Annotated in this window: 18 protein-coding genes and 2 pseudogenes; all 20 read left to right on the top strand. The window is 51.7% G+C overall.

Translation table 11 applies throughout. From position 1 onward, the window contains the following. Positions 1–82: 82 nt before the first annotated feature. Entirely contained in the window at positions 83–2,782 is a 2,700-nt protein-coding gene (gene glnE / locus DFR77_RS01310; RefSeq protein WP_113852022.1) for a bifunctional [glutamate--ammonia ligase]-adenylyl-L-tyrosine phosphorylase/[glutamate--ammonia-ligase] adenylyltransferase, read from the top strand. A 423-nt stretch (positions 2,783–3,205) separates the two neighbouring features. Then, positions 3,206–5,413: a DNA helicase II gene (uvrD, locus tag DFR77_RS01300; protein ID WP_003694264.1), complete on the top strand. Its 2,208-nt coding sequence runs from the start codon at positions 3,206–3,208 to the stop codon at positions 5,411–5,413. Between the two features lie 715 nt (positions 5,414–6,128). Then, a pseudogene (locus DFR77_RS01285) lies at positions 6,129–6,254 on the top strand (IS110 family transposase); the annotation flags it as partial. A 308-nt stretch (positions 6,255–6,562) separates the two neighbouring features. Beyond that, positions 6,563–6,939: pseudogene (locus DFR77_RS01270) on the top strand (transposase). A 198-nt stretch (positions 6,940–7,137) separates the two neighbouring features. Next, positions 7,138–7,758 carry a fused MFS/spermidine synthase gene (locus DFR77_RS01265; protein ID WP_003696151.1) on the top strand — a complete coding sequence of 207 codons (621 nt, stop codon included), beginning with the start codon at positions 7,138–7,140 and terminating at the stop codon, positions 7,756–7,758. Next, the gene (locus DFR77_RS01260; RefSeq protein WP_003694257.1) at positions 7,745–9,232 is read left to right on the top strand and encodes a spermine/spermidine synthase domain-containing protein; all 1,488 of its coding nucleotides are present in this window, start codon (positions 7,745–7,747) and stop codon (positions 9,230–9,232) included. The genes DFR77_RS01265 and DFR77_RS01260 overlap by 14 nt, the downstream gene beginning before the upstream one ends. Before the next feature lie 492 nt (positions 9,233–9,724). Then, positions 9,725–10,081 carry an NADH-quinone oxidoreductase subunit A gene (locus tag DFR77_RS01255; protein ID WP_002216332.1) on the top strand — a complete coding sequence of 119 codons (357 nt, stop codon included), beginning with the start codon at positions 9,725–9,727 and terminating at the stop codon, positions 10,079–10,081. Beyond that, positions 10,072–10,554, top strand: coding sequence for a NuoB/complex I 20 kDa subunit family protein (locus DFR77_RS01250; RefSeq protein ID WP_002215610.1), 483 nt, complete (start codon positions 10,072–10,074; stop codon positions 10,552–10,554). Before DFR77_RS01255 ends, DFR77_RS01250 begins: the two co-directional genes overlap by 10 nt. 12 nt (positions 10,555–10,566) lie before the next feature. Continuing rightward, positions 10,567–11,160 carry an NADH-quinone oxidoreductase subunit C gene (locus tag DFR77_RS01245; protein WP_003689952.1) on the top strand — a complete coding sequence of 198 codons (594 nt, stop codon included), beginning with the start codon at positions 10,567–10,569 and terminating at the stop codon, positions 11,158–11,160. Then, the gene (gene nuoD / locus DFR77_RS01240) at positions 11,150–12,406 is read left to right on the top strand and encodes an NADH dehydrogenase (quinone) subunit D (RefSeq protein WP_003689951.1); all 1,257 of its coding nucleotides are present in this window, start codon (positions 11,150–11,152) and stop codon (positions 12,404–12,406) included. Before DFR77_RS01245 ends, nuoD begins: the two co-directional genes overlap by 11 nt. After that, entirely contained in the window at positions 12,406–12,879 is a 474-nt protein-coding gene (gene nuoE / locus DFR77_RS01235) for an NADH-quinone oxidoreductase subunit NuoE (protein ID WP_003689950.1), read from the top strand. Before nuoD ends, nuoE begins: the two co-directional genes overlap by 1 nt. Positions 12,880–13,268: 389 nt before the next feature. Continuing rightward, positions 13,269–14,570, top strand: coding sequence for an NADH-quinone oxidoreductase subunit NuoF (gene nuoF / locus DFR77_RS01230; RefSeq protein ID WP_003689949.1), 1,302 nt, complete (start codon positions 13,269–13,271; stop codon positions 14,568–14,570). Beyond that, complete coding sequence (locus DFR77_RS01225) at positions 14,570–14,869, top strand: hypothetical protein (protein ID WP_010359298.1); 300 nt, start codon at positions 14,570–14,572, stop codon at positions 14,867–14,869. The genes nuoF and DFR77_RS01225 overlap by 1 nt, the downstream gene beginning before the upstream one ends. Positions 14,870–15,282: 413 nt before the next feature. Next, a complete protein-coding gene (gene nuoG, locus DFR77_RS01220; protein ID WP_113852021.1) occupies positions 15,283–17,544 on the top strand; it encodes an NADH-quinone oxidoreductase subunit NuoG in 2,262 nt (753 codons plus the stop codon). A 2-nt stretch (positions 17,545–17,546) separates the two neighbouring features. Further along, positions 17,547–18,623 carry an NADH-quinone oxidoreductase subunit NuoH gene (gene nuoH, locus DFR77_RS01215; RefSeq protein ID WP_113852020.1) on the top strand — a complete coding sequence of 359 codons (1,077 nt, stop codon included), beginning with the start codon at positions 17,547–17,549 and terminating at the stop codon, positions 18,621–18,623. 80 nt (positions 18,624–18,703) lie between these two features. Continuing rightward, entirely contained in the window at positions 18,704–19,183 is a 480-nt protein-coding gene (gene nuoI / locus DFR77_RS01210; RefSeq protein WP_002216341.1) for an NADH-quinone oxidoreductase subunit NuoI, read from the top strand. An 11-nt stretch (positions 19,184–19,194) separates the two neighbouring features. After that, complete coding sequence (locus DFR77_RS01205; protein ID WP_003689941.1) at positions 19,195–19,866, top strand: NADH-quinone oxidoreductase subunit J; 672 nt, start codon at positions 19,195–19,197, stop codon at positions 19,864–19,866. Continuing rightward, the gene (gene nuoK, locus DFR77_RS01200; RefSeq protein ID WP_002215628.1) at positions 19,863–20,168 is read left to right on the top strand and encodes an NADH-quinone oxidoreductase subunit NuoK; all 306 of its coding nucleotides are present in this window, start codon (positions 19,863–19,865) and stop codon (positions 20,166–20,168) included. The genes DFR77_RS01205 and nuoK overlap by 4 nt, the downstream gene beginning before the upstream one ends. 2 nt (positions 20,169–20,170) lie before the next feature. Then, positions 20,171–22,195: an NADH-quinone oxidoreductase subunit L gene (gene nuoL, locus DFR77_RS01195; RefSeq protein WP_003697636.1), complete on the top strand. Its 2,025-nt coding sequence runs from the start codon at positions 20,171–20,173 to the stop codon at positions 22,193–22,195. 183 nt (positions 22,196–22,378) lie between these two features. Beyond that, entirely contained in the window at positions 22,379–23,542 is a 1,164-nt protein-coding gene (locus tag DFR77_RS01190; RefSeq protein WP_003691920.1) for a phospholipase D family protein, read from the top strand. Positions 23,543–23,566: the final 24 nt, after the last annotated feature.

The following is a 23,566-nucleotide window of genomic DNA, read 5'->3' as shown; positions in this document are numbered from 1 at the left end:
TAAACCGGTACGGCTCCGCCTTGCCCTGATTTGAAGTTCATCCGCTATCACATTCCCGCCATCCTTTCAAACGGAATCCGAAATGTCCGACCACCGCCTCGACACCGCCCGCCGCCATTCCCTGTTCCTCGCCCGCCAGCTCGACAACGGCAAACTCAAGCCCGAAATTTTCCTGCCCATGTTGGACAAGGCGTTGACGGATGAGGATTTCCAAGCCTTTGCCGACTGGGACAAAATCCGCGCGGAAGAAAGCGAGGAAGAATTGGCGCGGCAGTTGCGCGAGTTGCGCCGTTATGTGGTGTCGCAGATTATCGTGCGCGATATAAACCGTATCAGCGATTTGAACGAAGTTACCCGCACGATTACGCTGTTTGCCGATTTTGCCGTCAATACCGCGCTGGATTTCGCCTACGCCTATTATCGGGATATGTACGGCACGCCGACCGGGCGTTATACCAAATCGCCGCAGCATTTGAGCGTGGTGGCGATGGGCAAGGCGGGCGGCTATGAGCTGAACGTGTCTTCCGACATCGATTTGATTTTCGTCTATCCCGAATCGGGCGACACCGACGGCAGGCGCGAACGGGGGAATCAGGAGTTTTTTATCAAAGTCGGGCAGAAACTGATTGCATTGTTGAACGGCATTACTGCCGACGGGCAGGTGTTCCGCGTCGATATGCGGCTGCGGCCGGACGGTGATTCGGGCGCGCTGGTGTTGAGCGAAACCGCGCTGGAGCAATATCTGATTACGCAGGGGCGCGAATGGGAACGCTATGCGTGGTGCAAAGGCCGCGTAGTCACGCCGTATCCGAACGACATCAAATCGCTGGTGCGCCCCTTCGTGTTCCGCAAATATCTGGATTACGGCGCGTATGAGGCGATGCGCAACCTGCACCGCCAAATCCGCAGCGAAGTCAGCAAAAAAGGCATGGCGGACAACATCAAACTCGGCGCGGGCGGCATCCGCGAGGTTGAATTTATCGCCCAGATTTTCCAGATGATACGCGGCGGCCAAATGCGCGCGCTGCAACTGAAAGGCACGCAGGAAACGCTGAAGAAAATTGCCGAGATGGGCATTATGCCGTCTGAAAACGTCGAAACCCTGCTTGCCGCCTACCGCTTCCTGCGCGATGTCGAACACCGCCTGCAATACTGGGACGACCGGCAAACCCAAACCCTGCCGATCTCGCCCGAACAGCGGCAACTGCTCGCCGAAAGCATGGGTTTCGACAGTTATGCCGCTTTTTCAGACGGCCTCAATGTTCATCGGAACAAAGTCAATCAGTTGTTCAACGAAATCTTGAGCGAACCTGAAGAACAAGCGCAAAGCAATAGCGAATGGCAATGGGCATGGCAGGAAAAACCCGACGAAGAAGAACGGCTAGGCCGTCTGAAAGAACACGGGTTCGATGCCGAAGCCGTCACCGCAAGGCTCGAACAAATCTGCCACGGACATAAATACCGCCGCCTTTCCGCACACGCCCAGCCGCGCTTTGACACCATTGTGCCGCTGTTCGTACAGGCGGCGGCAGAGCAAAACAACCCGACAGATACGCTGATGCGGCTGTTGGATTTTCTCGAAAACATCAGCCTCCGCTCCGCCTATCTCGCCTTCCTCAACGAACATCCGCAAACCTTGGCACAACTGGCGCAGATTATGAGCCAAAGCTCGTGGGTGGCGGCGTATCTGAACAAATATCCGATTTTGTTGGACGAACTCATCAGCGCGCAGCTTTTGGATACCGCGTTTGATTGGCAGGCACTCGCCGCCGCCCTTTCAGACGGCATCGAAGCCTGCGGCGGCGATACCGAAGCGCAAATGGACACGCTGCGCCATTTCCAACACGCCCAAGTCTTCCGCCTCGCCGTCCAAGACCTCGCCGGATTGTGGACGGTAGAATCCCTCTCTGACCAACTCTCCGCCCTCGCCGACACCGTCATTGCCGCCGCCCTTTCGTGCGCGTGGGCGGATATGCCCAAAAAACACCGCGACACCCCGCAATTCGCCGTCATCGGCTACGGCAAGCTCGGCGGCAAAGAACTCGGCTACGCCTCCGACCTCGACTTAGTCTATCTTTACGACGATCCCCATCCCGAAGCAGGCGACGTGTACAGCCGCCTCGCCCGCCGCCTGACCAACTGGCTTTCCGCCGCCACCGGCGCGGGCAGCCTCTACGAAACCGACCTGCGCCTGCGCCCTAATGGCGACGCCGGTTTCCTCGCGCACAGCATCGCCGCCTTTGGAAAATACCAGCGTGAAAACGCATGGACATGGGAACACCAGTCCCTCACCCGCGCCCGCTTCATCTGCGGCACACCCGAAATTCAGACGGCATTCGACCGCATCCGCACCGAAATGCTGACTGCCGAACGCGACCAAACCGCCTTGGCAGGCGAAATCATCGAAATGCGCGAAAAAATGTTCCCCACCCATCCGCCTGCCGACAGCAACGTCAAATACGCGCGCGGCGGCGTGGTCGACGTCGAATTTATCGTCCAATATCTGATACTTGCCCATGCCCGCCAGTATCCGCAACTCTTGGACAACTACGGCAACATCGCCCTATTGAACATCGCCGCCGACTGCGGTTTGATTGACAAAACCCTCGCCGGACAAAGCCGCACCGCCTACCGCCTCTACCGCCTCTACCGCCGGCAGCAGCACAACACCAAATTGCGCGACGCGGCAAAAACCGAAGTAAGCGACGAATTGCTGTCCCATTACGGCAATGTCAGGAAATTGTGGCGGGAAGTGTTCGGGGAGGAAGCGGCAACCGCCTGAACAAAAAATGCCGTCTGAAGCCTGACAATCCGGGTTTCAGACGGCATTTGTTTTTGGCTGTGTCTGAACAATCGGTACGATTTCGGTTGTTTGCAAATTGAAAGGCGGTTATTCCTATGTTCAGGCGGCAAACCGAAATATTTTCCCCAACCGATAGGGCGATATCAAAGCCTATTCGAATACCGCCTTTACGGGGAAGGGGCTTTCCGAGCTTGACCATGGTCAGGCTCGGCAAATCAGCCCGCATCCTGTCGATGCGTCCGTCCAAATCGGTTTGGAACGCCGCAATGTGATATCCGCCTATCAAGGTTTTGCGTGCGTGTGTCGGCGAGGGCTTTGCCAAAACCGAAATCAAAATCAAGTTGTCAGGCATCCTTCCGTTTCTATTAAAATAGCGCATTCCATTTTTCAGACGGCATCCTTATGTTTCCCGACCAATCCGCCCCCAATCTGCTGCAAGGCTTGAACCCCGAACAACTCTCCGCCGTAACCTGGCCGCCGCAATCCGCCCTCGTTTTGGCAGGCGCAGGCAGCGGCAAAACGCGCGTGCTGACCACGCGTATCGCATGGCTTTTGCAAAGCGGACAAGCCAGCGTACACAGCATTATGGCGGTAACGTTTACCAACAAGGCCGCCAAAGAGATGCAAACCCGATTCGGCGCAATGATTCCCATCAACGTCCGCGCTATGTGGCTCGGCACGTTCCACGGTTTGTGCCACCGCTTTTTGCGCCTGCACCACCGCGACGCAGGCCTGCCGTCTTCCTTTCAAATCCTCGACAGCGGCGACCAGCTTTCCCTCATCAAACGCCTGCTCAAAAGCCTCAACATCGCCGAAGAAATCATCGCGCCGCGTTCGCTGCAAGGCTTTATCAACGCGCAAAAAGAATCCGGTTTGCGCGCTTCCGTCTTGGGCGCGCCCGATCCGCACACGCGCCGTATGATTGAGTGCTACGCCGAATACGACAAAATCTGCCAACGCGAAGGCGTGGTCGATTTCGCCGAACTCATGCTCCGCAGCTACGAAATGCTGCAAAGTAACGAAATCCTGCGCCGGCACTACCAAAACCGCTTCAACCACATTCTGGTCGACGAGTTTCAAGACACCAACAAACTGCAATACGCCTGGCTCAAACTCATGGCGGGCGGTAACGCAGCGGTATTTGCCGTCGGCGACGACGACCAAAGCATTTACCGCTTCCGCGGCGCAAACGTCGGCAACATGACCGCACTGATGGAAGAATTCCACATCGACGCGCCCGTCAAACTCGAACAAAACTACCGCTCCGTCGGCAACATCCTCGCCGCCGCCAACGCCGTTATCGAAAACAACGACGAACGTCTCGGCAAAAACCTGCGCACCGACGCCGAAGCAGGCGACAAAATCCGCTACTACTCCGCCTTTACCGACCTCGAAGAAGCCCGGTTCATCGTGGATGAAACCAAAGCCCTCGAACGCGAAGGCTGGGATTTGGACGAAATCGCCGTCCTCTACCGCAGCAACGCCCAATCGCGCGTCATCGAACAAAGCCTGTTCCGCAGCGGCATCCCCTACAAAATCTACGGCGGCCTGCGCTTTTACGAACGCCAAGAAATCAAACACGCCCTCGCCTACCTGCGCCTCGCCGTCAATCCCGACGACGACAACGCCCTCTTGCGTGTCATCAACTTCCCACCGCGCGGCATCGGCGCGCGCACCGTCGAAAACCTTCAGACGGCCTCAAACGAACAAGGCATCACCCTCTGGCAGGCAGCCTGCAACGCCGGCGCGAAAGCCGCCAAAGTCGTCGCCTTCGTCCGCCTGATTGAAGCCCTGCGCAACCAAGTCGGACAAATGCACCTGTCCGAAATCATCGTCGGCATCCTCAAAGACAGCGGTCTGACCGAGCACTACCGAACCCAAAAAGGCGACAACCAAGACCGCCTCGACAACCTTGACGAACTCGTCAACGCCGCCATCGAGTTCAAACCCGAAGACAGCAACTTTGAAACCCTGCCCGAAAACATTTCAGACGATCCCGCCTTCCCCATCCTCGCCTTCTTGAGCAACGCCGCCCTCGAATCCGGCGAAAACCAAGCAGGGGCAGGCGAAAAAGCCGTCCAACTGATGACCGTCCACGCCGCCAAAGGCTTGGAATTCAACGCCGTCTTCCTCACCGGTATGGAAGAGGGGCGTTTCCCCAGCGAAATGAGCCTTGCCGAGCGCGGCGGCCTCGAAGAAGAACGCCGCCTCATGTACGTCGCCATTACCCGCGCCCGCAAACGCCTCTACATCACCATGGCACAGCAACGCATGCTGCACGGACAAACCCAATTCGGCATCGCATCCCGCTTCGTCGAAGAAATCCCGCCAGAAGTATTGCACTACCTGTCCGTCAAAAAACCCGCCTTCGACAGCTACGGCAACACGCGCCAAACCACCGTACAACGGGACAAAATCATCGATGACTTCAAACAGCCGCAAACCTACGCAGGCTTCCGCATCGGACAAAACGTCCGTCACGCCAAATTCGGCACCGGCGTGATTATCGATGCCGCAGACAAAGGCGAATCCGCCCGACTGACCATCAACTTCGGCAAACAGGGCGTGAAAGAGCTGGATACCAAGTTTGCGAAATTGGAAGCGATGTAAATTTGAAATGCAGGCCGGATATTCGTATCCGACAAAAAAACATTTGACGCGTTTATCGTTTCCGAAAAACCGCTGTTGGAAATGTCGGATTCGAGAATCCGACCTACGGCAAAAAACCGTAGCAAGGACAAGGCAAATAGTCGTCTGAAAACGGGAAGGGCAATTTTGCCGCAGCCGCCGCCGTCATTCCCGCGAACCTACATTCCGTCATTCCCACGAAAGTGGGAATCCGGAACGCAAAATCTAAAGAAACCGTTTTATCCGATAAGTTTCCGCACCGACAGGTCTGGATTCCCGCCTGCGCGGGAATGACGGCGGCGGGAATCGGCGGATTCGGCGGAGTTGGTGGATTTGGCGGGCTGAAGCCCGCCCTTGTATATCGGAACTTCCGTATCATAGCGACAAACCGCCCGGCCGCCACCCGCGCCCGCCCAAGGCAGACAACCGTTGCGTAGCTCAGGGAGCGGCAGGGCAACCCATCGGCACAACCGGACAGTTGCCGGACAACACAACCGAATGCAAGGCAGGTTGATGATGAGTACCCGATACCATTACGCAGGTATAGCGGATTAACAAAAACCGGTACGGCGTTGCCCCGCCCCGGCTCAAAGGGAACGATTCCCTAAGGTGATGAAGCACCGGGCGAACCGGTTCCGTACCATTTGTACCGTCTGCGGCCCGCCGCCTTGTCCTGATTTTTGTCAATCCGCCATACAAGGGTAAGCCGTATAAGGTTGCCGTTACGGCATGTATGCGCAAACTGCCGACGATATCGAATGCCCGGATGCGTGATTATTTTGCCGCAAACGATACCGCCGAAAACGGTATTCGGACGGCTTGATTTGAGTTTTGGTATTTTTGCCCGACGGGGTGGAAAATACAGTTGCTACGGCTCGATGAATCGTCAGAAATACCCGAACCGTCATTCCCGCGCAGGCGGGAATCTAGGTCTGTCGGTGCGGAAATTTATCGGGTAAAACGGTTTCTTGAGATTTTTCGTCCTGGATCCCCACTTTCGTGGGAATGACGGACGGTAAAAACAGGGTATGAACACCCGGTGTCTGTTATCACTGAATATCCAGAATGATTATTATTCTTGGGGCTGTCCTAGATAACTAGGGAAATTCAAATTAAGTTAGAATTATCCCTATGAGAAAAAGCCGTCTAAGCCGGTATAAACAAAATAAACTCATTGAACTGTTTGTCGCAGGCGTAACTGCAAGAACAGCAACAGAGCCTGACAGCATTGTTTATACGGATTGTTATCGTCGCTATGATGTATTGGATGCGGGCGAATTTAGCCATTTCCGTATCAATCACAGCACACATTTTGCCGAACGACAAAACCATATTAATGGAATTGGGAACTTTTGGAACCGGGCAAAACGTCATTTACGCAAGTTTGACGGCATTCCCAAAGAGCATTTTGAGCTGTATTTAAAGGAGTGCGAACGGCGTTTTAACAACAGTGAGATAAAAGTTCTTGTTCCATTTTAAAACAATTAGCAAAATCGAGTTTATCCTAGTTGTCCAGGACGGCCCCTTAATTTTTATAACGTCATGAAGCCGCACAGCAGTTTGAACAGTGATACGCCGTTTGCGGGCTTACGAGTTTATTTTCCCGGCCTGCAGTTTGAGCAATGCGGTGATTTCCTACGGCTAATACAAATGTTTACACATTAATACATTTCATTTATAGTTCCGCCTATTTGAAAATAGAAAATATGAATTCGACCGCAAGTAAAACCCTGAAAGGATTGTCGCTGGTGTTTTTCGCCTCTGGCTTCTGCGCCCTGATTTACCAGGTCAGCTGGCAGAGGCTTCTATTCAGCCACATAGGTATCGATTTGAGTTCGATTACTGTCATTATTTCTGTATTTATGGTCGGCTTGGGTGTAGGTGCGTATTTCGGCGGACGCATTGCTGACCGTTTTCCTTCAAGTATCATCCCCCTGTTTTGCATCGCTGAAGTATCCATCGGTCTGTTCGGTTTGGTAAGCAAGGGTCTGATTTCCGGCTTGGGGCATCTTTTAGTTGAGGCTGATTTGCCCATCATCGCTGCTGCCAATTTCCTCTTATTGCTGCTTCCTACCTTTATGATGGGCGCGACCTTGCCCTTGCTGACCTGTTTTTTTAACCGGAAAATACATAATGTTGGCGAGTCTATCGGTACCTTATATTTTTTCAACACTTTGGGTGCGGCACTCGGATCGCTTGCCGCCGCCGAATTTTTCTACGTCTTTTTTACCCTCTCCCAAACCATTGCGCTGACAGCCTGCCTTAACCTTCTGATTGCTGCTTCAGTATGGCTGCGTTACAGAAAGGATGGATATGGTGAACACTAAACCGAATACTAGTTTGATTTATATGCTTTCTTTCCTTAGCGGATTATTGAGCTTGGGTATAGAAGTCTTGTGGGTAAGGATGTTTTCGTTCGCAGCACAGTCCGTGCCTCAGGCATTTTCATTTACTCTTGCCTGTTTTCTGACCGGTATCGCCGTCGGCGCGTATTTTGGCAAACGGATTTGCCGCAGCCGCTTTGTTGATATTCCCTTTATCGGGCAGTGCTTCTTGTGGGCGGGTATTGCCGATTTTTTGATTTTGGGTGCTGCGTGGTTGTTGACGGGTTTTTCCGGCTTCGTCCACCACGCCGGTATCTTCATTACCCTGTCTGCCGTCGTCAGGGGGTTGATTTTCCCACTTGTACACCATGTGGGTACGGATGGCAACAAATCCGGACGACAGGTTTCCAATGTTTATTTCGCCAACGTTGCCGGCAGTGCATTGGGTCCGGTCCTTATCGGCTTTGTGATACTTGATTTCTTGTCCACCCAACAGATTTACCTGCTCATCTGTTTGATTTCTGCTGCTGTCCCTTTGTTTTGTACACTGTTCCAAAAAAGTCTCCGACTGAATGCAGTGTCGGTAGCAGTTTCCCTAATGTTCGGCATCCTCATGTTCCTACTGCCGGATTCTGTCTTTCAAAATATTGCTGGCCGTCCGGATAGGTTGATTGAAAACAAACACGGCATTGTTGCGGTTTACCATAGAGATGGTGATAAGGTTGTTTATGGGGCGAATGTATACGACGGCGCATACAATACCGATGTATTCAATAGTGTCAACGGCATCGAACGTGCCTATCTGCCACCCTCCCTGAAGTCCGGCATACGCCGCATTTTCGTCGTTGGATTGAGTACAGGTTCGTGGGCGCGCGTCTTGTCTGCCATTCCGGAAATGCAGTCGATGATCGTTGCGGAAATCAATCCGGCATACCGTAGCCTTATCGCGGACGAGCCGCAAATCGCACCGCTTTTGCAGGACAAACGTGTTGAAATTGTATTGGATGACGGTAGGAAATGGCTGCGTCGCCATCCTGATGAAAAATTCGACCTGATTTTGATGAATTCGACTTGGTACTGGCGTGCCTATTCCACTAACCTGTTGAGTGCGGAATTTTTAAAACAGGTGCAAAGCCACCTTACCCCGGATGGTATTGTAATGTTTAATACCACGCACAGCCCGCATGCTTTTGCTACCGCCGTACACAGTATTCCCTATGCATACCGCTACGGGCATATGGTAGTCGGCTCGGCAACCCCGGTAGTTTTCCCTAATAAAGAACTGCTCAAGCAACGCCTTTCCCGGTTGATTTGGCCGGAAAGCGGCAGGCACGTATTTGACAGCAGCACCGTGGATGCTGCAGCACAAAAGGTTGTCTCTCGTATGCTGATTCGGATGACGGAACCTTCGGCTGGGGCGGAAGTCATTACTGACGATAATATGATTGTAGAATACAAATACGGCAGAGGGATTTAACCGTCTTAAAGGGTTTCAGGCAACGCAGGTTTTAGGCAACGCAGGTTTTAGGCAACGCAGGTTTTAGGTAACGTCCTGCTAGTTCAAAAAAACCGCATCACAGCAGTCGGGACAAAATGGTTTAAACATTTTGTCCCGAATTCTTATTCCTATATATAGCGGATTAACAAAAATCAGGACAAGGCGGCGGGCCGCAGACAGTACGGATAGTACGGAACCGATTCGCTTGGTGCTTGGGCACCTTAGGGAATCGTTCCCTTTGAGCTAAGGCGGGGCAACGCCGTACCGGTTTTTGTTAATCCGCTATACCACGAATTACGGTGTAAAAATTTATATGACCTTATAAAATCAAATAAGAATCGTTATCATAACATGATTGTATTTATTGGGTTTTTTTGGGCGTTTTGCCGATATTTACCTTTTAATGGTTTTTGAAATTCGCTAAAATACGAAATTATTGTAGAAATTTTGTTAACGGATTTGGGTGTAACCATGTTGTCCGCTTATTTTCCCGTCTTTGTCTTTATCCTCGTCGGCCTCGCGGCCGGCGTACTGTTTATCCTGCTCGGCACGATTTTGGGCCCGAAACGCCACTATGCCGAAAAAGACGCGCCTTACGAATGCGGTTTTGAAGCCTTTGAAAACGCAAGGATGAAGTTCGACGTGCGCTATTACCTCGTCGCCATCCTGTTCATCCTCTTCGATTTGGAGGTTGCGTTTATGCTGCCGTGGGCAGTCGTGTTCAAAGATTTGGGCGCGTACGGCTTTTGGTCTATGCTGGTGTTTATCGTCGTCCTGACGGTAGGCTTTGTTTACGAATGGAAAAAAGGTGCGCTGGAATGGGAATAGAAGGCGTTTTGAAAAAAGGTTTCATCACCACCAGCGCGGATACGGTGTTGAACTATATGCGTACCGGTTCATTGTGGCCGGTTACTTTCGGATTGGCCTGCTGCGCCGTGGAAATGATGCATGCGGGTATGGCGCGTTATGACCTTGACCGTTTCGGTATCATTTTCCGTCCGTCCCCACGTCAGGCCGACCTGATGATTGTGGCAGGTACGCTGACCAATAAAATGGCGCCAGCCCTGCGTCGCGTGTACGACCAGCTCGCCGAGCCGCGCTGGGTATTGTCTATGGGTTCGTGTGCCAACGGCGGCGGCTATTATCACTATTCTTATTCCGTTGTGCGCGGTGCCGACCGTGTCGTGCCGGTGGACGTTTATGTGCCGGGTTGTCCGCCGACTGCGGAAGCTCTGATTTACGGCCTGATTCAGCTCCAACAAAAAATCAAGCGCACTTCCACCATCGCGCGTGACGAGTAAGGAGAGGACGATATGGCAAGCATTCAAAACTTATACGAGACCGTCGTCGGCGTGCTTGGCGATCAGGCAGGCAAAGTCATTTCAGCTTTGGGCGAGATTACCGTCGAGTGTCTGCCCGAGCACTATATTTCAGTCATGACCGCATTGCACGACCATGAAGATTTGCATTTCGAGCTTCTGGTTGACTTGTGCGGCGTCGATTACAGCACTTACAAAAACGAAGCATGGCAGGGCAAACGCTTTGCCGTTGTCAGTCAGTTGCTTTCCGTTAAAAACAATCAACGCATCCGCGTACGCGTCTGGGTTTCAGACGACGACTTCCCTGTAGTCGAATCCGTAGCCGATATTTACAACAGCGCGGATTGGTACGAGCGCGAAGCCTTCGATTTGTACGGCATCATGTTCAACAACCATCCCGACTTGCGCCGCATCCTGACCGATTACGGCTTTGTCGGACATCCGTTCCGCAAAGACTTCCCGATTTCCGGCTATGTGGAAATGCGTTATGACGAAGAGCAAAAACGCGTGATTTACCAACCTGTTACCATTGAGCCGCGCGAAATCACACCGCGTATCGTCCGTGAGGAGAACTACGGTGGCCAATAAATTAAGAAACTACACCATCAACTTCGGCCCGCAACACCCTGCGGCGCATGGCGTATTGCGTATGATTTTGGAGCTGGACGGCGAACAAATCGTCCGTGCCGATCCGCATATCGGCCTCCTGCACCGGGGCACCGAAAAACTGGCGGAAACCAAAACCTATCTGCAAGCCCTGCCCTATATGGACCGTTTGGACTACGTTTCCATGATGGTCAACGAGCAGGCGTATTGCTTGGCGGTAGAAAAACTTGCCGGTATCGATGTGCCTATCCGCGCCCAATACATCCGCGTGATGTTCGCCGAAGTAACGCGCATCCTCAATCACTTGATGGGCATCGGTTCGCACGCCTTCGACATCGGCGCGATGACCGCCATCCTCTACGCCTTCCGCGACCGCGAAGAGCTGATGGACTTGTACGAAGCCGTGTCCGGCGCACGTATGCACGCCGCCTACTTCCGTCCCGGCGGCGTTTACCGCGACCTACCCGGCTTTATGCCCAAATACGAGAGCAGCAAATTCCGCAATGCCAAAGTATTGAAGCAGCTCAACGAATCCCGCGAAGGCACGATGCTTGACTTTATCGATGCCTTCTGCGAACGCTTCCCCAAAAATATCGACACACTCGAAACCCTCCTGACCGACAACCGCATCTGGAAACAGCGTACCGTCGGCATCGGCGTTGTCTCTCCCGAGCGCGCCATGCAAAAAGGCTTTACCGGTGTGATGCTTCGCGGTTCCGGCGTGGAATGGGACGTGCGTAAGACACAGCCCTACGAAGTGTACGACAAAATGGATTTCGACATCCCCGTCGGCGTCAACGGCGACTGCTACGACCGTTACCTCTGCCGTATGGAAGAAATGCGCCAATCCGTACGCATCATCAAACAATGCGCCGACTGGTTGCGCGTCAATCCCGGTCCGGTCATTACCGCAAACCACAAATTCGCTCCGCCCAAACGTACCGAAATGAAAACAGGTATGGAAGACCTGATTCACCATTTCAAACTCTTTACCGAGGGTATGCACGTTCCCGAGGGCGAGACCTACACCGCTGTCGAACACCCGAAAGGCGAGTTCGGCGTTTACATCATTTCAGACGGCGCAAACAAACCCTACCGCCTGAAAATCCGCGCACCCGGCTTCGCCCACCTGCAAGGCATGGACGAAATGGCAAAAGGCCATATGCTCGCCGACGTCGTTGCCATCATCGGTACGCAGGACATCGTATTCGGGGAGGTTGACCGATAATGTTATCCGCAAAATCCTTAAAACAAATCGACATTGAGTTGGCGAAATATCCCGCCGACCAACGCCGTTCCGCCATCATGGGCGCGTTGCGTATCGCCCAAACCGAAAAAGGCTGGCTCGCCCCCGAAACCATCGCTTTTGTTGCCGACTACATCGGCATCACGCCGGCGCAGGCATATGAAGTCGCCACTTTCTACAATATGTACGACCTTGAGCCTGTCGGCAAATACAAACTGACCGTTTGTACCAACCTGCCCTGCGCTCTGCGCGGCGGTATGGCGACCGGCGAATACCTCAAACAAAAACTCGGTATCGGCTACGGCGAAACCACGCCCGACGGCAAATTTACCCTTGTCGAAGGCGAATGCATGGGCGCGTGCGGCGATGCCCCCGTTATGCTGGTCAACAACCACAGCATGTGCAGCTTTATGACCGAAGAGGCGATTGAGAAGAAACTGGCGGAGTTGGAGTAGGTCGTCTGAAACGACGATTTAAACGTAGGTCGGATACTTGTATCCGACAGAGTGGGTAAAAAGGCAAAATGTCGGATTTAAGAATCCGCCCTACTGAAATACTGAAATGCCGTCATTCCCGCGCAGGCGGGAATCCACCGGTAAGATTCGGTTTCTGAATTTAATAAGACATTGCTTACCATTGAGGATGGATTCCCGCCTGCGCGGGAATGACGGCAGACAAGCAAGTGGTCGAGATCCAACAAAAACGATTGAAGGTCGTCTGAAAATATCGATTTGATAAACTAGATTTTATTTCAGAAGACGTTACAAGCCGATACACAAAGACATCTTAAGGTCGTCTGAAACAGCGGCCGCAACCGATACGAAAACAAACAGGCACACCAAAAATGGCTATTTACCAATCAGGCGTGATTTTTGACCAAGTGGATACCGCCAATCCCGATTGCTGGACATTGGACGAATACGTCAAACGCGGCGGCTATACCGCCCTGCGTAAAATCCTGTCCGAAAACATCTCGCAAACCGATGTGATTGACGAAGTCAAAACCTCCGGCTTGCGCGGGCGCGGCGGTGCGGGCTTCCCGACCGGTTTGAAATGGAGCTTTATGCCCCGTTCTTTCCCGGGCGAAAAATATGTGGTTTGCAACACCGACGAAGGCGAGCCGGGTACATTTAAAGACCGCGACATCATCATGTTCAATCCTCATGCCCTGATTGAAGGCATGATCATTGCCGGTTACGCGATGGGCGCGAAAGCCGGCTACAACTATATCCACGGCGAAATTTTCGAAGGTTATCAACGCTTTGAAGCCGCTTTGGAGCAGGCGCGTGCCGCAGGCTTTTTGGGTAAAAATATTTTGGGTTCGGATTTTGAATTCGAACTCTTCGCCCACCACGGCTACGGCGCATATATTTGCGGCGAAGAAACCGCATTGCTTGAATCGTTGGAAGGCAAAAAAGGCCAGCCGCGCTTCAAACCGCCGTTCCCCGCCTCGTTCGGCCTGTACGGCAAACCGACCACCATCAACAATACCGAAACGTTCTCCTCCGTCCCGTTTATTATCCGTGACGGCGGACAGGCGTTTGCCGATAAAGGTATTCCGAATGCAGGCGGTACCAAATTATTTTGTATTTCCGGCCATGTCGAGCGTCCGGGCAACTATGAAGTGCCGTTGGGCACGCCGTTTGCCGAAGTCTTGAAAATGGCGGGCGGTATGCGCGGCGGTAAAAAACTCAAAGCCGTTATTCCCGGCGGTTCGTCCGCCCCCGTATTGCCTGCCGACATTATGATGCAGACCAATATGGACTATGACTCGATTTCCAAAGCCGGCTCGATGCTCGGTTCCGGCGCGATTATCGTGATGGACGAAGACGTGTGCATGGTCAAAGCCCTCGAACGCTTAAGCTATTTCTACTACGACGAATCCTGCGGCCAATGCACCCCCTGCCGCGAAGGTACCGGCTGGCTTTACCGCATCGTCCGCCGCATCGTAGAAGGCAAAGGCCGCATGGAAGACTTGGATTTGCTGGATTCTGTCGGCAACCAAATGGCAGGCCGCACCATCTGCGCCCTTGCCGATGCCGCCGTCTTCCCTGTCCGCAGCTTTACCAAGCATTTCCGTGATGAGTTTGCGCATTACATCGAACACGGCGGGCCGATGAAAGAGCATAAGTGGGGAGGGTGGTAATGGTGGAAGCTAAAATTTTTATTCTATACGGTGCAGCCAACAAAGGTAAGAGTACGACACTCAATACGCTTTTTAATCAGATTTGTCGGAAATTTTCTAAATTTCTAGTCTTTTTTGAAAGATATGGAAACGGCTTAGATTTTGTTGCAGTATTTGATCATGAAGGTCAGAGGATTGGTTTTTATTCATCTGGTGATAATGAATACGAGGTTAGGAGAAATTTATACAAACTTTATTCGCATAATTGTGATTTTATTTTGGCACGTCAAGGACACGGGGTGGTAGTTGCGATGCAGTAGGATATTGCATGGCGATGTAAATATAATTAATTGGTGTGAAAAGTTTGAGCCTACAGATGAAGACAATGAGCGTGCTGTTAAAGAGTTATTTAAGTCATTTAAAAATATAATAAATGAGTTATAGTTTTAGTTGGTTTTATATTGGTTAAAAGCAAAATGCTAAAAATTTAACTTTGCCGTCATTCCCGCACAGGCGGGAATCCATAGTGGAATTTACAGAACCCGATATTTGAAAAGCAGTTGCCGAAATTCAAAAAATGGATTCCCGCCTGTGCGGGAATGACGGCAAGGTGGCAGTAAACGTTTTAAACAGTATTGATTGTCAATGAAACTCAAAAGGCCGTCTGAAGCCCATTTTTCAGACGATCTCCATAAAAAATTATTTATCAAATACCCGTAACTAGGAACGAACCATGTTACAAATCGAAATCGACGGCAAACAGGTATCTGTGGAGCAGGGCGCGACGGTAATTGAAGCCGCGCACAAGCTCGGTACTTATATTCCGCATTTCTGTTACCACAAAAAGCTCTCTATTGCCGCCAACTGCCGTATGTGTCTGGTGGATGTGGAAAAAGCCCCCAAACCGCTGCCTGCCTGTGCCACGCCGGTAACGGACGGCATGATTGTGCGTACGCATTCGGCAAAAGCCCGAGAGGCGCAAGAAGGCGTGATGGAGTTCCTGCTCATCAACCATCCGCTTGATTGTCCGACCTGCGACCAGGGCGGCGAATGCCAGTTGCAGGATTTGGCGGTGGGCTACGGCAAAACCACCAGCCGTTATACCGAAGAAAAACGTTCCGTCGTCGGCAAGGACATGGGTCCTTTGGTTTCCGCCGAGGAAATGAGCCGCTGTATCCACTGTACCCGCTGCGTACGTTTCACCGAAGAAATCGCCGGTTTGCAGGAAATTGCGATGGTGAATCGTGGTGAACACTCCGAAATCATGCCCTTTATCGGCAAAGCGGTGGAAACCGAGCTGTCGGGCAACGTCATCGATTTGTGTCCCGTCGGCGCATTGACCAGCAAACCGTTCCGCTTCAACGCGCGTACTTGGGAATTGAACCGCCGCAAATCCGTTTCCGCACACGACGCTTTGGGCAGCAACCTGATTGTACAAACCAAAGACCATACCGTCCGCCGCGTGTTGCCGTTGGAAAACGAAGCCATCAACGAATGCTGGCTGTCCGACCGCGACCGTTTTGCCTACGAAGGCCTGTATCACGAAAGCCGTCTGAAAAATCCGAAAATCAAACAGGGTGGCGAGTGGATGGACGTGGATTGGAAAACCGCGTTGGAATATGTCCGCAGCGCGATTGAATGTATCGCCAAAGACGGCAACCAAAACCAAGTCGGCGTTTGGGCTAATCCGATGAATACGGTTGAAGAGCTGTATCTGGCCAAAAAATTTGCCGACGGCTTGGGTGTTAAAAACTTTGCAACCCGTTTGCGCCAACAAGACAAACGTCTTTCAGACGGCCTTAAAGGTGCGCAATGGTTGGGACAAAGTATTGAATCTTTGGCTGACAACGATGCCGTATTGGTAGTCGGTGCGAACTTGCGCAAAGAACAGCCGCTCCTGACCGCCCGCCTGCGCCGCGCCGCCAAAGACCGTATGGCCTTGAGCGTATTGGCCGGCAGTAAAGAAGAATTGTTTATGCCGCTTCTGTCTCAAGAAGCCGCACATCCCGACGAGTGGGCAGGCCGTCTGAAAAACCTGTCTGCCGATGCGGAACACGCCGTTACCGCCAGCCTGAAAAACGCTGAAAAAGCAGCGGTGATTTTGGGTGCGGAAGTGCAAAACCATCCTGATTACGCCGCCATTTATGCCGCCGCGCAAGAGCTGGCGGACGCGACCGGCGCAGTGCTGGGCATTTTGCCGCAAGCCGCCAACAGCGTTGGTGCGGATGTTTTGAATGTAAACTCCGGCGAGAGCGTTGCCGAAATGGCAAACACGCCGAAACAGGCAGTCTTGCTGCTCAACGTCGAGCCTGAAATCGATACGGTTGACGGTGCAAAAGCCGTAGCCGCGTTGAAACAGGCGAAAAGCGTGATGGCGTTTACGCCGTTTGTCAGCGAAACGCTGCTGGACGTGTGCGACGTATTGCTGCCGATTGCGCCGTTTACCGAAACATCAGGCAGCTTCATCAATATGGAAGGCCGTCTGCAATCTTTCCACGGCGTGGTACAAGGCTTCGGCGATTCACGTCCGTTGTGGAAAGTGTTGCGCGTATTGGGCAACCTGTTTGACCTGAAAGGTTTTGAATACCACGATACCGCCGCGATTCTGAAAGACGCGCTGGATGCGGAAAGCCTGCCGTCCAAACTGGACAACCGCAGCACATGGGCAGGGGAGGGCGTTCAGACGGCCTCAGACCGCCTCGTCCGTGTCGGCGGCGTCGGTATTTATCATACTGATTCTATCGTGCGCCGTTCCGCACCGTTGCAAGAAACCAGCCATGCCGCCGTGCCTGCCGCGCGTGTAAATCCGAACACATTGGCACGCTTGGGCCTGCAAGACGGACAAACCGCTGTCGCCAAACAAAACGGCGCAAGCGTATCGGTTGCCGTCAAAGCCGATGCCGGTTTGCCTGAAAACGTGGTGCATCTGCCGCTGCATACCGAAAATGCCGCGCTGGGTGCGTTGATGGGCATTATTGAACTGGCGGGAGCTTGATTATGCAGGAATGGTTCCAAAACCTCTTTGCCGCAACGCTCGGTCTGGGCGATTTGGGCATCACCGTAGGCTTGGTGGTATCCGTCATCGTCAAAATCGTGATTATCCTGATTCCGCTGATTCTGACCGTTGCCTACCTGACGTATTTCGAACGTAAAGTCATCGGCTTTATGCAGCTTCGCGTCGGCCCGAACGTAACCGGCCCGCGGGGTCTGATTCAGCCGTTTGCCGACGTGTTCAAACTCTTGTTTAAAGAGGTAACCCGTCCGAAGCTGTCAAACAAAGCCTTATTCTACATCGGCCCGATTATGTCGCTCGCCCCGTCTTTCGCGGCGTGGGCGGTGATTCCGTTTAACGAAGAATGGGTGCTGACCAATATCAATATCGGCCTTTTGTACATCCTGATGATTACCTCGCTGTCGGTTTACGGCGTGATGATCGCGGGCTGGGCTTCCAACTCCAAATATTCGTTCTTGGGTGCAATGCGTGCTTCCGCGCAAAGCATTTCCTACGAGATTGCCATGAGTGCCGCGCTGGTGTGCGTTGTGATGGTATCGGGCAGCATGAACTTCTCCGACATCGTTGCCGCGCAGGCAAAAGGCATCGCGGGCGGTTCTGTGTTCTCGTGGAACTGGCTGCCGCTGTTCCCAATCTTCATCGTCTATCTGATTTCCGCCGTTGCCGAAACCAACCGCGCACCGTTTGACGTGGCAGAGGGCGAGTCTGAAATCGTTGCCGGACACCACGTCGAATACTCCGGCTTTGCATTCGCGCTGTTCTTCCTTGCCGAATACATTTTCATGATTCTGATTGCCGCGCTGACATCGCTGATGTTCCTCGGCGGCTGGTTGTCTCCGTTCCCGCAAAGCTGGGGCATTGTCGGTACGCCTTCCGCATTCTGGATGTTCGTGAAAATGGCGGCGGTGCTGTACTGGTATCTGTGGATTCGTGCAACCTTCCCACGCTACCGCTACGACCAAATCATGCGTTTGGGCTGGAAAGTGCTGATTCCGATCGGCTTCGCCTACATCGTGGTTTTGGGCGTGTGGATGATTTCACCGCTGAATTTGTGGAAATAAGTTTCAGACGGCATCTTGAGGCCGTCTGAACAAAGCGATTTTGAATACCTAACGAAATCCCTGTTTTGAGGGAACATAATATGGCTAACTTAGTAAAAACCTTTCTGCTTGGCGAACTGGTCAAAGGCATGGGCGTAACGCTCAAAAACTTTTTTGCCCGCAAAGACACAATTTATTTTCCCGAAGAGAAAACGCCGCAATCCGTGCGTTTCCGCGGTCTGCACGCGCAACGCCGTTATCCGAACGGAGAGGAACGCTGCATCGCGTGTAAATTGTGCGAGGCGGTGTGTCCGGCAATGGCGATCAACATCGAATCGGAAGAACGCGAAGACGGCACCCGCCGCACCAAGCGTTACGACATCGACCTGACCAAGTGCATCTTCTGCGGTTTCTGCGAAGAGGCCTGCCCGACCGATGCGATTGTGGAAACCCATATTTTTGAATACCACGGCGAGAAAAAAGGCGACTTGCATATGACCAAGCCCATCCTCTTGGCAATCGGCGACAAATACGAAGCCGAAATCGCCAAACGCAAAGCCGCTGACGCGCCGTACCGCTAAGGAGCAGACGAATGACTTTTTCCGTGATTCTGTTCTATATCCTTGCCGCCATCGTTTTGTACGGTGCGGTTCGTACCGTTACCGCCAAAAACCCTGTCCATGCCGCTTTGCATCTGGTGCTGACCTTCTGCGTGAGCGCGATGATTTGGATGCTGATGCAGGCGGAGTTTTTGGGCGTGACGCTGGTGGTGGTTTACGTCGGCGCAGTGATGGTGTTGTTCCTGTTCGTCGTGATGATGCTGAATATCGACATCGAGGAAATGCGCGCCGGTTTCTGGCGGCACGCGCCTGTTGCCGGTGTGGTCGGTACGTTGTTGGCGGTTGCCCTGATCCTGATTCTGGTCAACCCGAAAACCGACCTGGCCGCATTTGGTCTGATGAAAGACATTCCGGCCGATTACAACAATATCCGCGATTTGGGCAGCCGTATTTATACCGACTACCTGTTGCCGTTTGAATTGGCGGCGGTATTGCTGCTGTTGGGCATGGTGGCCGCGATTGCATTGGTTCACCGCAAAACCACCAATCCGAAACGTATGGATCCAGCCGACCAAGTTAAAGTACGCGCCGATCAAGGCCGTATGCGTCTGGTGAAAATGGAAGCGGTCAAACCGCAAGTCGAATCTGCCGAAGAAAGCGAAGTTTCAGACGGCCTCAAGACGGAAGGGGAGGGCAAAGCATGATTACTTTGACGCATTATCTGGTATTGGGCGCTCTCCTGTTCGGTATCAGCGCGATGGGCATCTTTATGAACCGCAAAAACGTGCTGGTATTGCTGATGTCCATCGAGCTGATGCTTTTGGCGGTGAACTTCAACTTTATCGCCTTCTCGCAACATTTGGGCGATACTGCCGGACAAATTTTCGTATTTTTCGTATTGACCGTTGCCGCTGCCGAATCCGCCATCGGTTTGGCGATTATGGTGCTGGTGTACCGCAACCGACAAACGATTAATGTTGCCGATTTGGACGAGTTGAAAGGGTAATTATGAACGATATGACTTTATATTTGATAATTGCCCTTGTTCCGTTGGCAGGCTCGTTGATTGCGGGTTTGTTCGGCAACAAAATCGGGCGTGCCGGCGCGCATACGGTTACGATACTCGGTGTCGCTGTATCTGCCGTGCTGTCGGCTTATGTGCTGTGGGGATTCCTCAATGGCAGCCGTACCAAGTTTGACGAAAACGTCTATACCTGGCTGACAATGGGCGGTTTGGATTTCTCCGTCGGCTTCTTGGTCGATACGATGACGGCGATGATGATGGTCGTGGTAACGGGCGTGTCGTTGATGGTGCATATCTATACCATCGGTTATATGCACGATGAAAAAGTCGGCTACCAACGCTTCTTCAGCTATATTTCTTTGTTTACATTCAGCATGTTGATGCTGATTATGAGCAACAACTTCATCCAGCTCTTCTTCGGTTGGGAAGCGGTGGGCTTGGTGTCGTATCTCTTGATCGGTTTCTATTTCAAACGTCCGAGCGCGACATTTGCCAACCTGAAAGCCTTTTTGATCAACCGTGTCGGCGACTTCGGCTTTTTGCTCGGTATCGGCTTGGTGCTTGCCTATTTCGGCGGCAGCCTGCGCTATCAGGACGTATTCGCCTATCTGCCCAACGTACAAAATGCCACCATCCAACTGTTTCCCGGTGTGGAATGGTCTTTGATTACCGTAACCTGTTTGCTCCTGTTTGTCGGTGCGATGGGTAAATCGGCTCAGTTCCCGCTGCACGTCTGGCTGCCCGATTCGATGGAAGGCCCGACGCCGATTTCCGCATTGATTCACGCCGCAACGATGGTTACGGCGGGTCTGTTCATGGTGTCGCGTATGTCGCCGATTTACGAAATGAGCAGCACTGCGCTGTCGGTCATTATGGTTATCGGCGCGATTACCGCCCTGTTTATGGGCTTCTTGGGCGTGATTCAAAACGACATCAAGCGCGTGGTTGCGTATTCTACCCTGTCGCAATTGGGCTACATGACCGTGGCTCTGGGCGCGTCCGCCTATTCCGTGGCGATGTTCCACGTCATGACCCACGCCTTCTTTAAAGCCTTGCTGTTCTTGGCGGCAGGTAGCGCGATTATCGGTATGCACCACGACCAAGACATGCGCCACATGGGCAACCTGAAAAAATACATGCCGATTACTTGGCTGACCATGCTGATCGGTAACTTGTCGCTGATCGGTACGCCGTTCTTCTCAGGCTTCTATTCCAAAGATTCGATTATCGAAGCAGCCAAATACAGCACCCTGCCGGGCAGCGGCTTTGCCTATTTTGCCGTCCTCGCCAGCGTGTTCGTTACCGCGTTTTACGCGTTCCGCCAATACTTTATGGTGTTCCACGGCGAAGAAAAATGGCGCAGCCTGCCCGAACACCATTCAGACGGCCATGGTGAAGAACATCACGGCTTGGGCAAAAACGACAATCCGCACGAAAGCCCGCTGGTCGTTACCCTGCCTTTGATTCTGCTTGCAATTCCGTCCGTCATCATCGGCTATGTTGCCATCGAGCCTATGCTTTACGGCGATTTCTTCAAAGACGTGATTTTTATCAACGCCGACGCGCATCCGACCATGCACATCATGAAGGAAGAGTTCCACGGCGCATTGGCGATGGTGTCGCACAGCTTGACATCGCCTGTTTTGTATTTGGCGGCTGCCGGTGTTGCCGCCGCGTGGCTTTTGTACGTCAAACTGCCGCACCTGCCAGCGAAAATCGCACAGACGTTCCGTCCGATTTACGTTTTGTTTGAAAACAAATACTACCTCGATGCCCTGTATTTCAACGTTTTCGCCAAAGGCACGCGCGCATTGGGCACTTTCTTCTGGAAAGTCGGCGATACCGCCATTATTGACAACGGCATCGTCAACGGCTCCGCCAAACTGGTCGGCGCGATTGCCGCTCAGGTACGCAAAGCCCAAACCGGCTTTATCTACACCTACGCCGCCGCTATGGTGTTCGGCGTATTGGTCTTGCTCGGCATGACCTTCTGGGGCTTGTTCAGATAAAGGCGGAGTTTCAGACGACCTGTTCATAGTTTTGTAGAGGTCGTCTGAAAAGTTTGAGAAGTGGGCATTAAGTCAAAGGGTGGAACAAAATGGTACCCAACAGGCGTGAAATAGCCAACATGCAAATTATCTGTTTCCTAAATTTTTTAGGCAATCTCAACAAATATAGAGGAGTCAAAAGGGATGACACAGTTATTTTTACATTCAGATACACCAAATGAGAAGGAACTGATTTCAATATATGAGAAAGCTGTTTCAGAGGCAGTAGAGCTGTATATTTTCTCTGCGTATCTCACTCATTGGGATGTAAAAAATAAGCTCAATAGCAAATTGCAAGAGTTTAAATTTATTTTTGGACAAGATTTCGGATTGTCTAAAAAAGAGGCTATTCGGAAAGTGTTGAAATGGCTTCCGTCCCATTTGAAATTCACACTGATGGTAGCTCAAGGCATTCAGGGTTTTCATCCTAAAGCTGTATTTTGGAAGAATGATAAGAATGAATATTATGCTTTAATCGGTTCTTCAAATTTGACTCATGCTGCGTTTAATAGCAATTATGAAGCAAATATTTTGACTAAAATTTCCGAGCAGGATTTTATAAAAGTCAAATCTTGGGCTGATGAAATTGCGATGAAATCTATCCCGGTATCGGAAGATTGGCTTGAGGAGTATCAGGAAGCTGAAATTAACTATAAGAAATCAACTGTTAGACAATCAGTGATGGATAAGTTATTTATGGAGATGCCAAATTATAATCAAGAACTGATTGCGGCACGGAGAAAGCAGATGAGAAACCATCAAACTGTGTGTAATCAATTAAAAAATCTTATTAAGCAATGTGCAGCAGGAAAAATAGACAATAATGATTTTTATGGGGAATTTAATAAATTATGGTCTTGGAAAAGCGAAAATAAAGGAGAAGGGGTAGGCAATCGTTTTCAAGATAAAACGTGGAAAAGGACGGGTAAGTCTTCAGATTTTAGAAAATTATGCATTGCCATCCAATCAGTTTTTGATGCTCCACTTACTGAGAGAGATAATGTGGTTGCCAAGCAAATTGATTGGCTAAAAGAATGTGGGGTTTCCACTCGTGGTTCAGTTTTTTCTGAAATGCTTTGTCAAGAATATCCAGATAGATATCCTGTTTTAAATGCTCCCATTAAAAAATTTTTAGAAGAAAATAAATTTAAGTCTGCAAAAGGAGCAAGCGAAGGCTCCAAATATATTGATTTAAGTATGAAGTTAAGAGCTTTACTAGCTATGCAGTCAGAAATAAAAGATTTGGCTGAATTAGATGTTTTAGTACAGGCAGAATATCGCAATCGTACAGATATTGATTGGGAATAAGTAAAGAAGGGGGGAGAGTATTCA

Source organism: Neisseria gonorrhoeae (genome assembly GCF_003315235.1).
Taxonomy (GTDB): Bacteria; Pseudomonadota; Gammaproteobacteria; order Burkholderiales; family Neisseriaceae; genus Neisseria; species Neisseria gonorrhoeae.
Note: the sequence above shows the minus strand (reverse complement) of the source record. Positions and strands in the feature narration are given on the sequence as shown.

What these genes read in the sequence shown, in the direction of transcription:
- nuoK (WP_002215628.1), top strand. Translation starts at nt 19,863, where the DNA reads ATGATTACTTTGACGCATTATCTGGTATTGGGCGCTCTCCTGTTCGGT.
- nuoL (WP_003697636.1), top strand. Translation starts at nt 20,171, where the DNA reads ATGAACGATATGACTTTATATTTGATAATTGCCCTTGTTCCGTTGGCA.
- DFR77_RS01205 (WP_003689941.1), top strand. Translation starts at nt 19,195, where the DNA reads ATGACTTTTTCCGTGATTCTGTTCTATATCCTTGCCGCCATCGTTTTG.
- DFR77_RS01190 (WP_003691920.1), top strand. Translation starts at nt 22,379, where the DNA reads ATGACACAGTTATTTTTACATTCAGATACACCAAATGAGAAGGAACTG.
- DFR77_RS01265 (WP_003696151.1), top strand. Translation starts at nt 7,138, where the DNA reads ATGAATTCGACCGCAAGTAAAACCCTGAAAGGATTGTCGCTGGTGTTT.
- nuoH (WP_113852020.1), top strand. Translation starts at nt 17,547, where the DNA reads ATGCAGGAATGGTTCCAAAACCTCTTTGCCGCAACGCTCGGTCTGGGC.
- DFR77_RS01245 (WP_003689952.1), top strand. Translation starts at nt 10,567, where the DNA reads ATGGCAAGCATTCAAAACTTATACGAGACCGTCGTCGGCGTGCTTGGC.
- DFR77_RS01225 (WP_010359298.1), top strand. Translation starts at nt 14,570, where the DNA reads ATGGTGGAAGCTAAAATTTTTATTCTATACGGTGCAGCCAACAAAGGT.
- uvrD (WP_003694264.1), top strand. Translation starts at nt 3,206, where the DNA reads ATGTTTCCCGACCAATCCGCCCCCAATCTGCTGCAAGGCTTGAACCCC.
- DFR77_RS01250 (WP_002215610.1), top strand. Translation starts at nt 10,072, where the DNA reads ATGGGAATAGAAGGCGTTTTGAAAAAAGGTTTCATCACCACCAGCGCG.
- nuoE (WP_003689950.1), top strand. Translation starts at nt 12,406, where the DNA reads ATGTTATCCGCAAAATCCTTAAAACAAATCGACATTGAGTTGGCGAAA.
- glnE (WP_113852022.1), top strand. Translation starts at nt 83, where the DNA reads ATGTCCGACCACCGCCTCGACACCGCCCGCCGCCATTCCCTGTTCCTC.
- DFR77_RS01255 (WP_002216332.1), top strand. Translation starts at nt 9,725, where the DNA reads ATGTTGTCCGCTTATTTTCCCGTCTTTGTCTTTATCCTCGTCGGCCTC.
- nuoI (WP_002216341.1), top strand. Translation starts at nt 18,704, where the DNA reads ATGGCTAACTTAGTAAAAACCTTTCTGCTTGGCGAACTGGTCAAAGGC.
- nuoF (WP_003689949.1), top strand. Translation starts at nt 13,269, where the DNA reads ATGGCTATTTACCAATCAGGCGTGATTTTTGACCAAGTGGATACCGCC.
- DFR77_RS01260 (WP_003694257.1), top strand. Translation starts at nt 7,745, where the DNA reads ATGGTGAACACTAAACCGAATACTAGTTTGATTTATATGCTTTCTTTC.
- nuoG (WP_113852021.1), top strand. Translation starts at nt 15,283, where the DNA reads ATGTTACAAATCGAAATCGACGGCAAACAGGTATCTGTGGAGCAGGGC.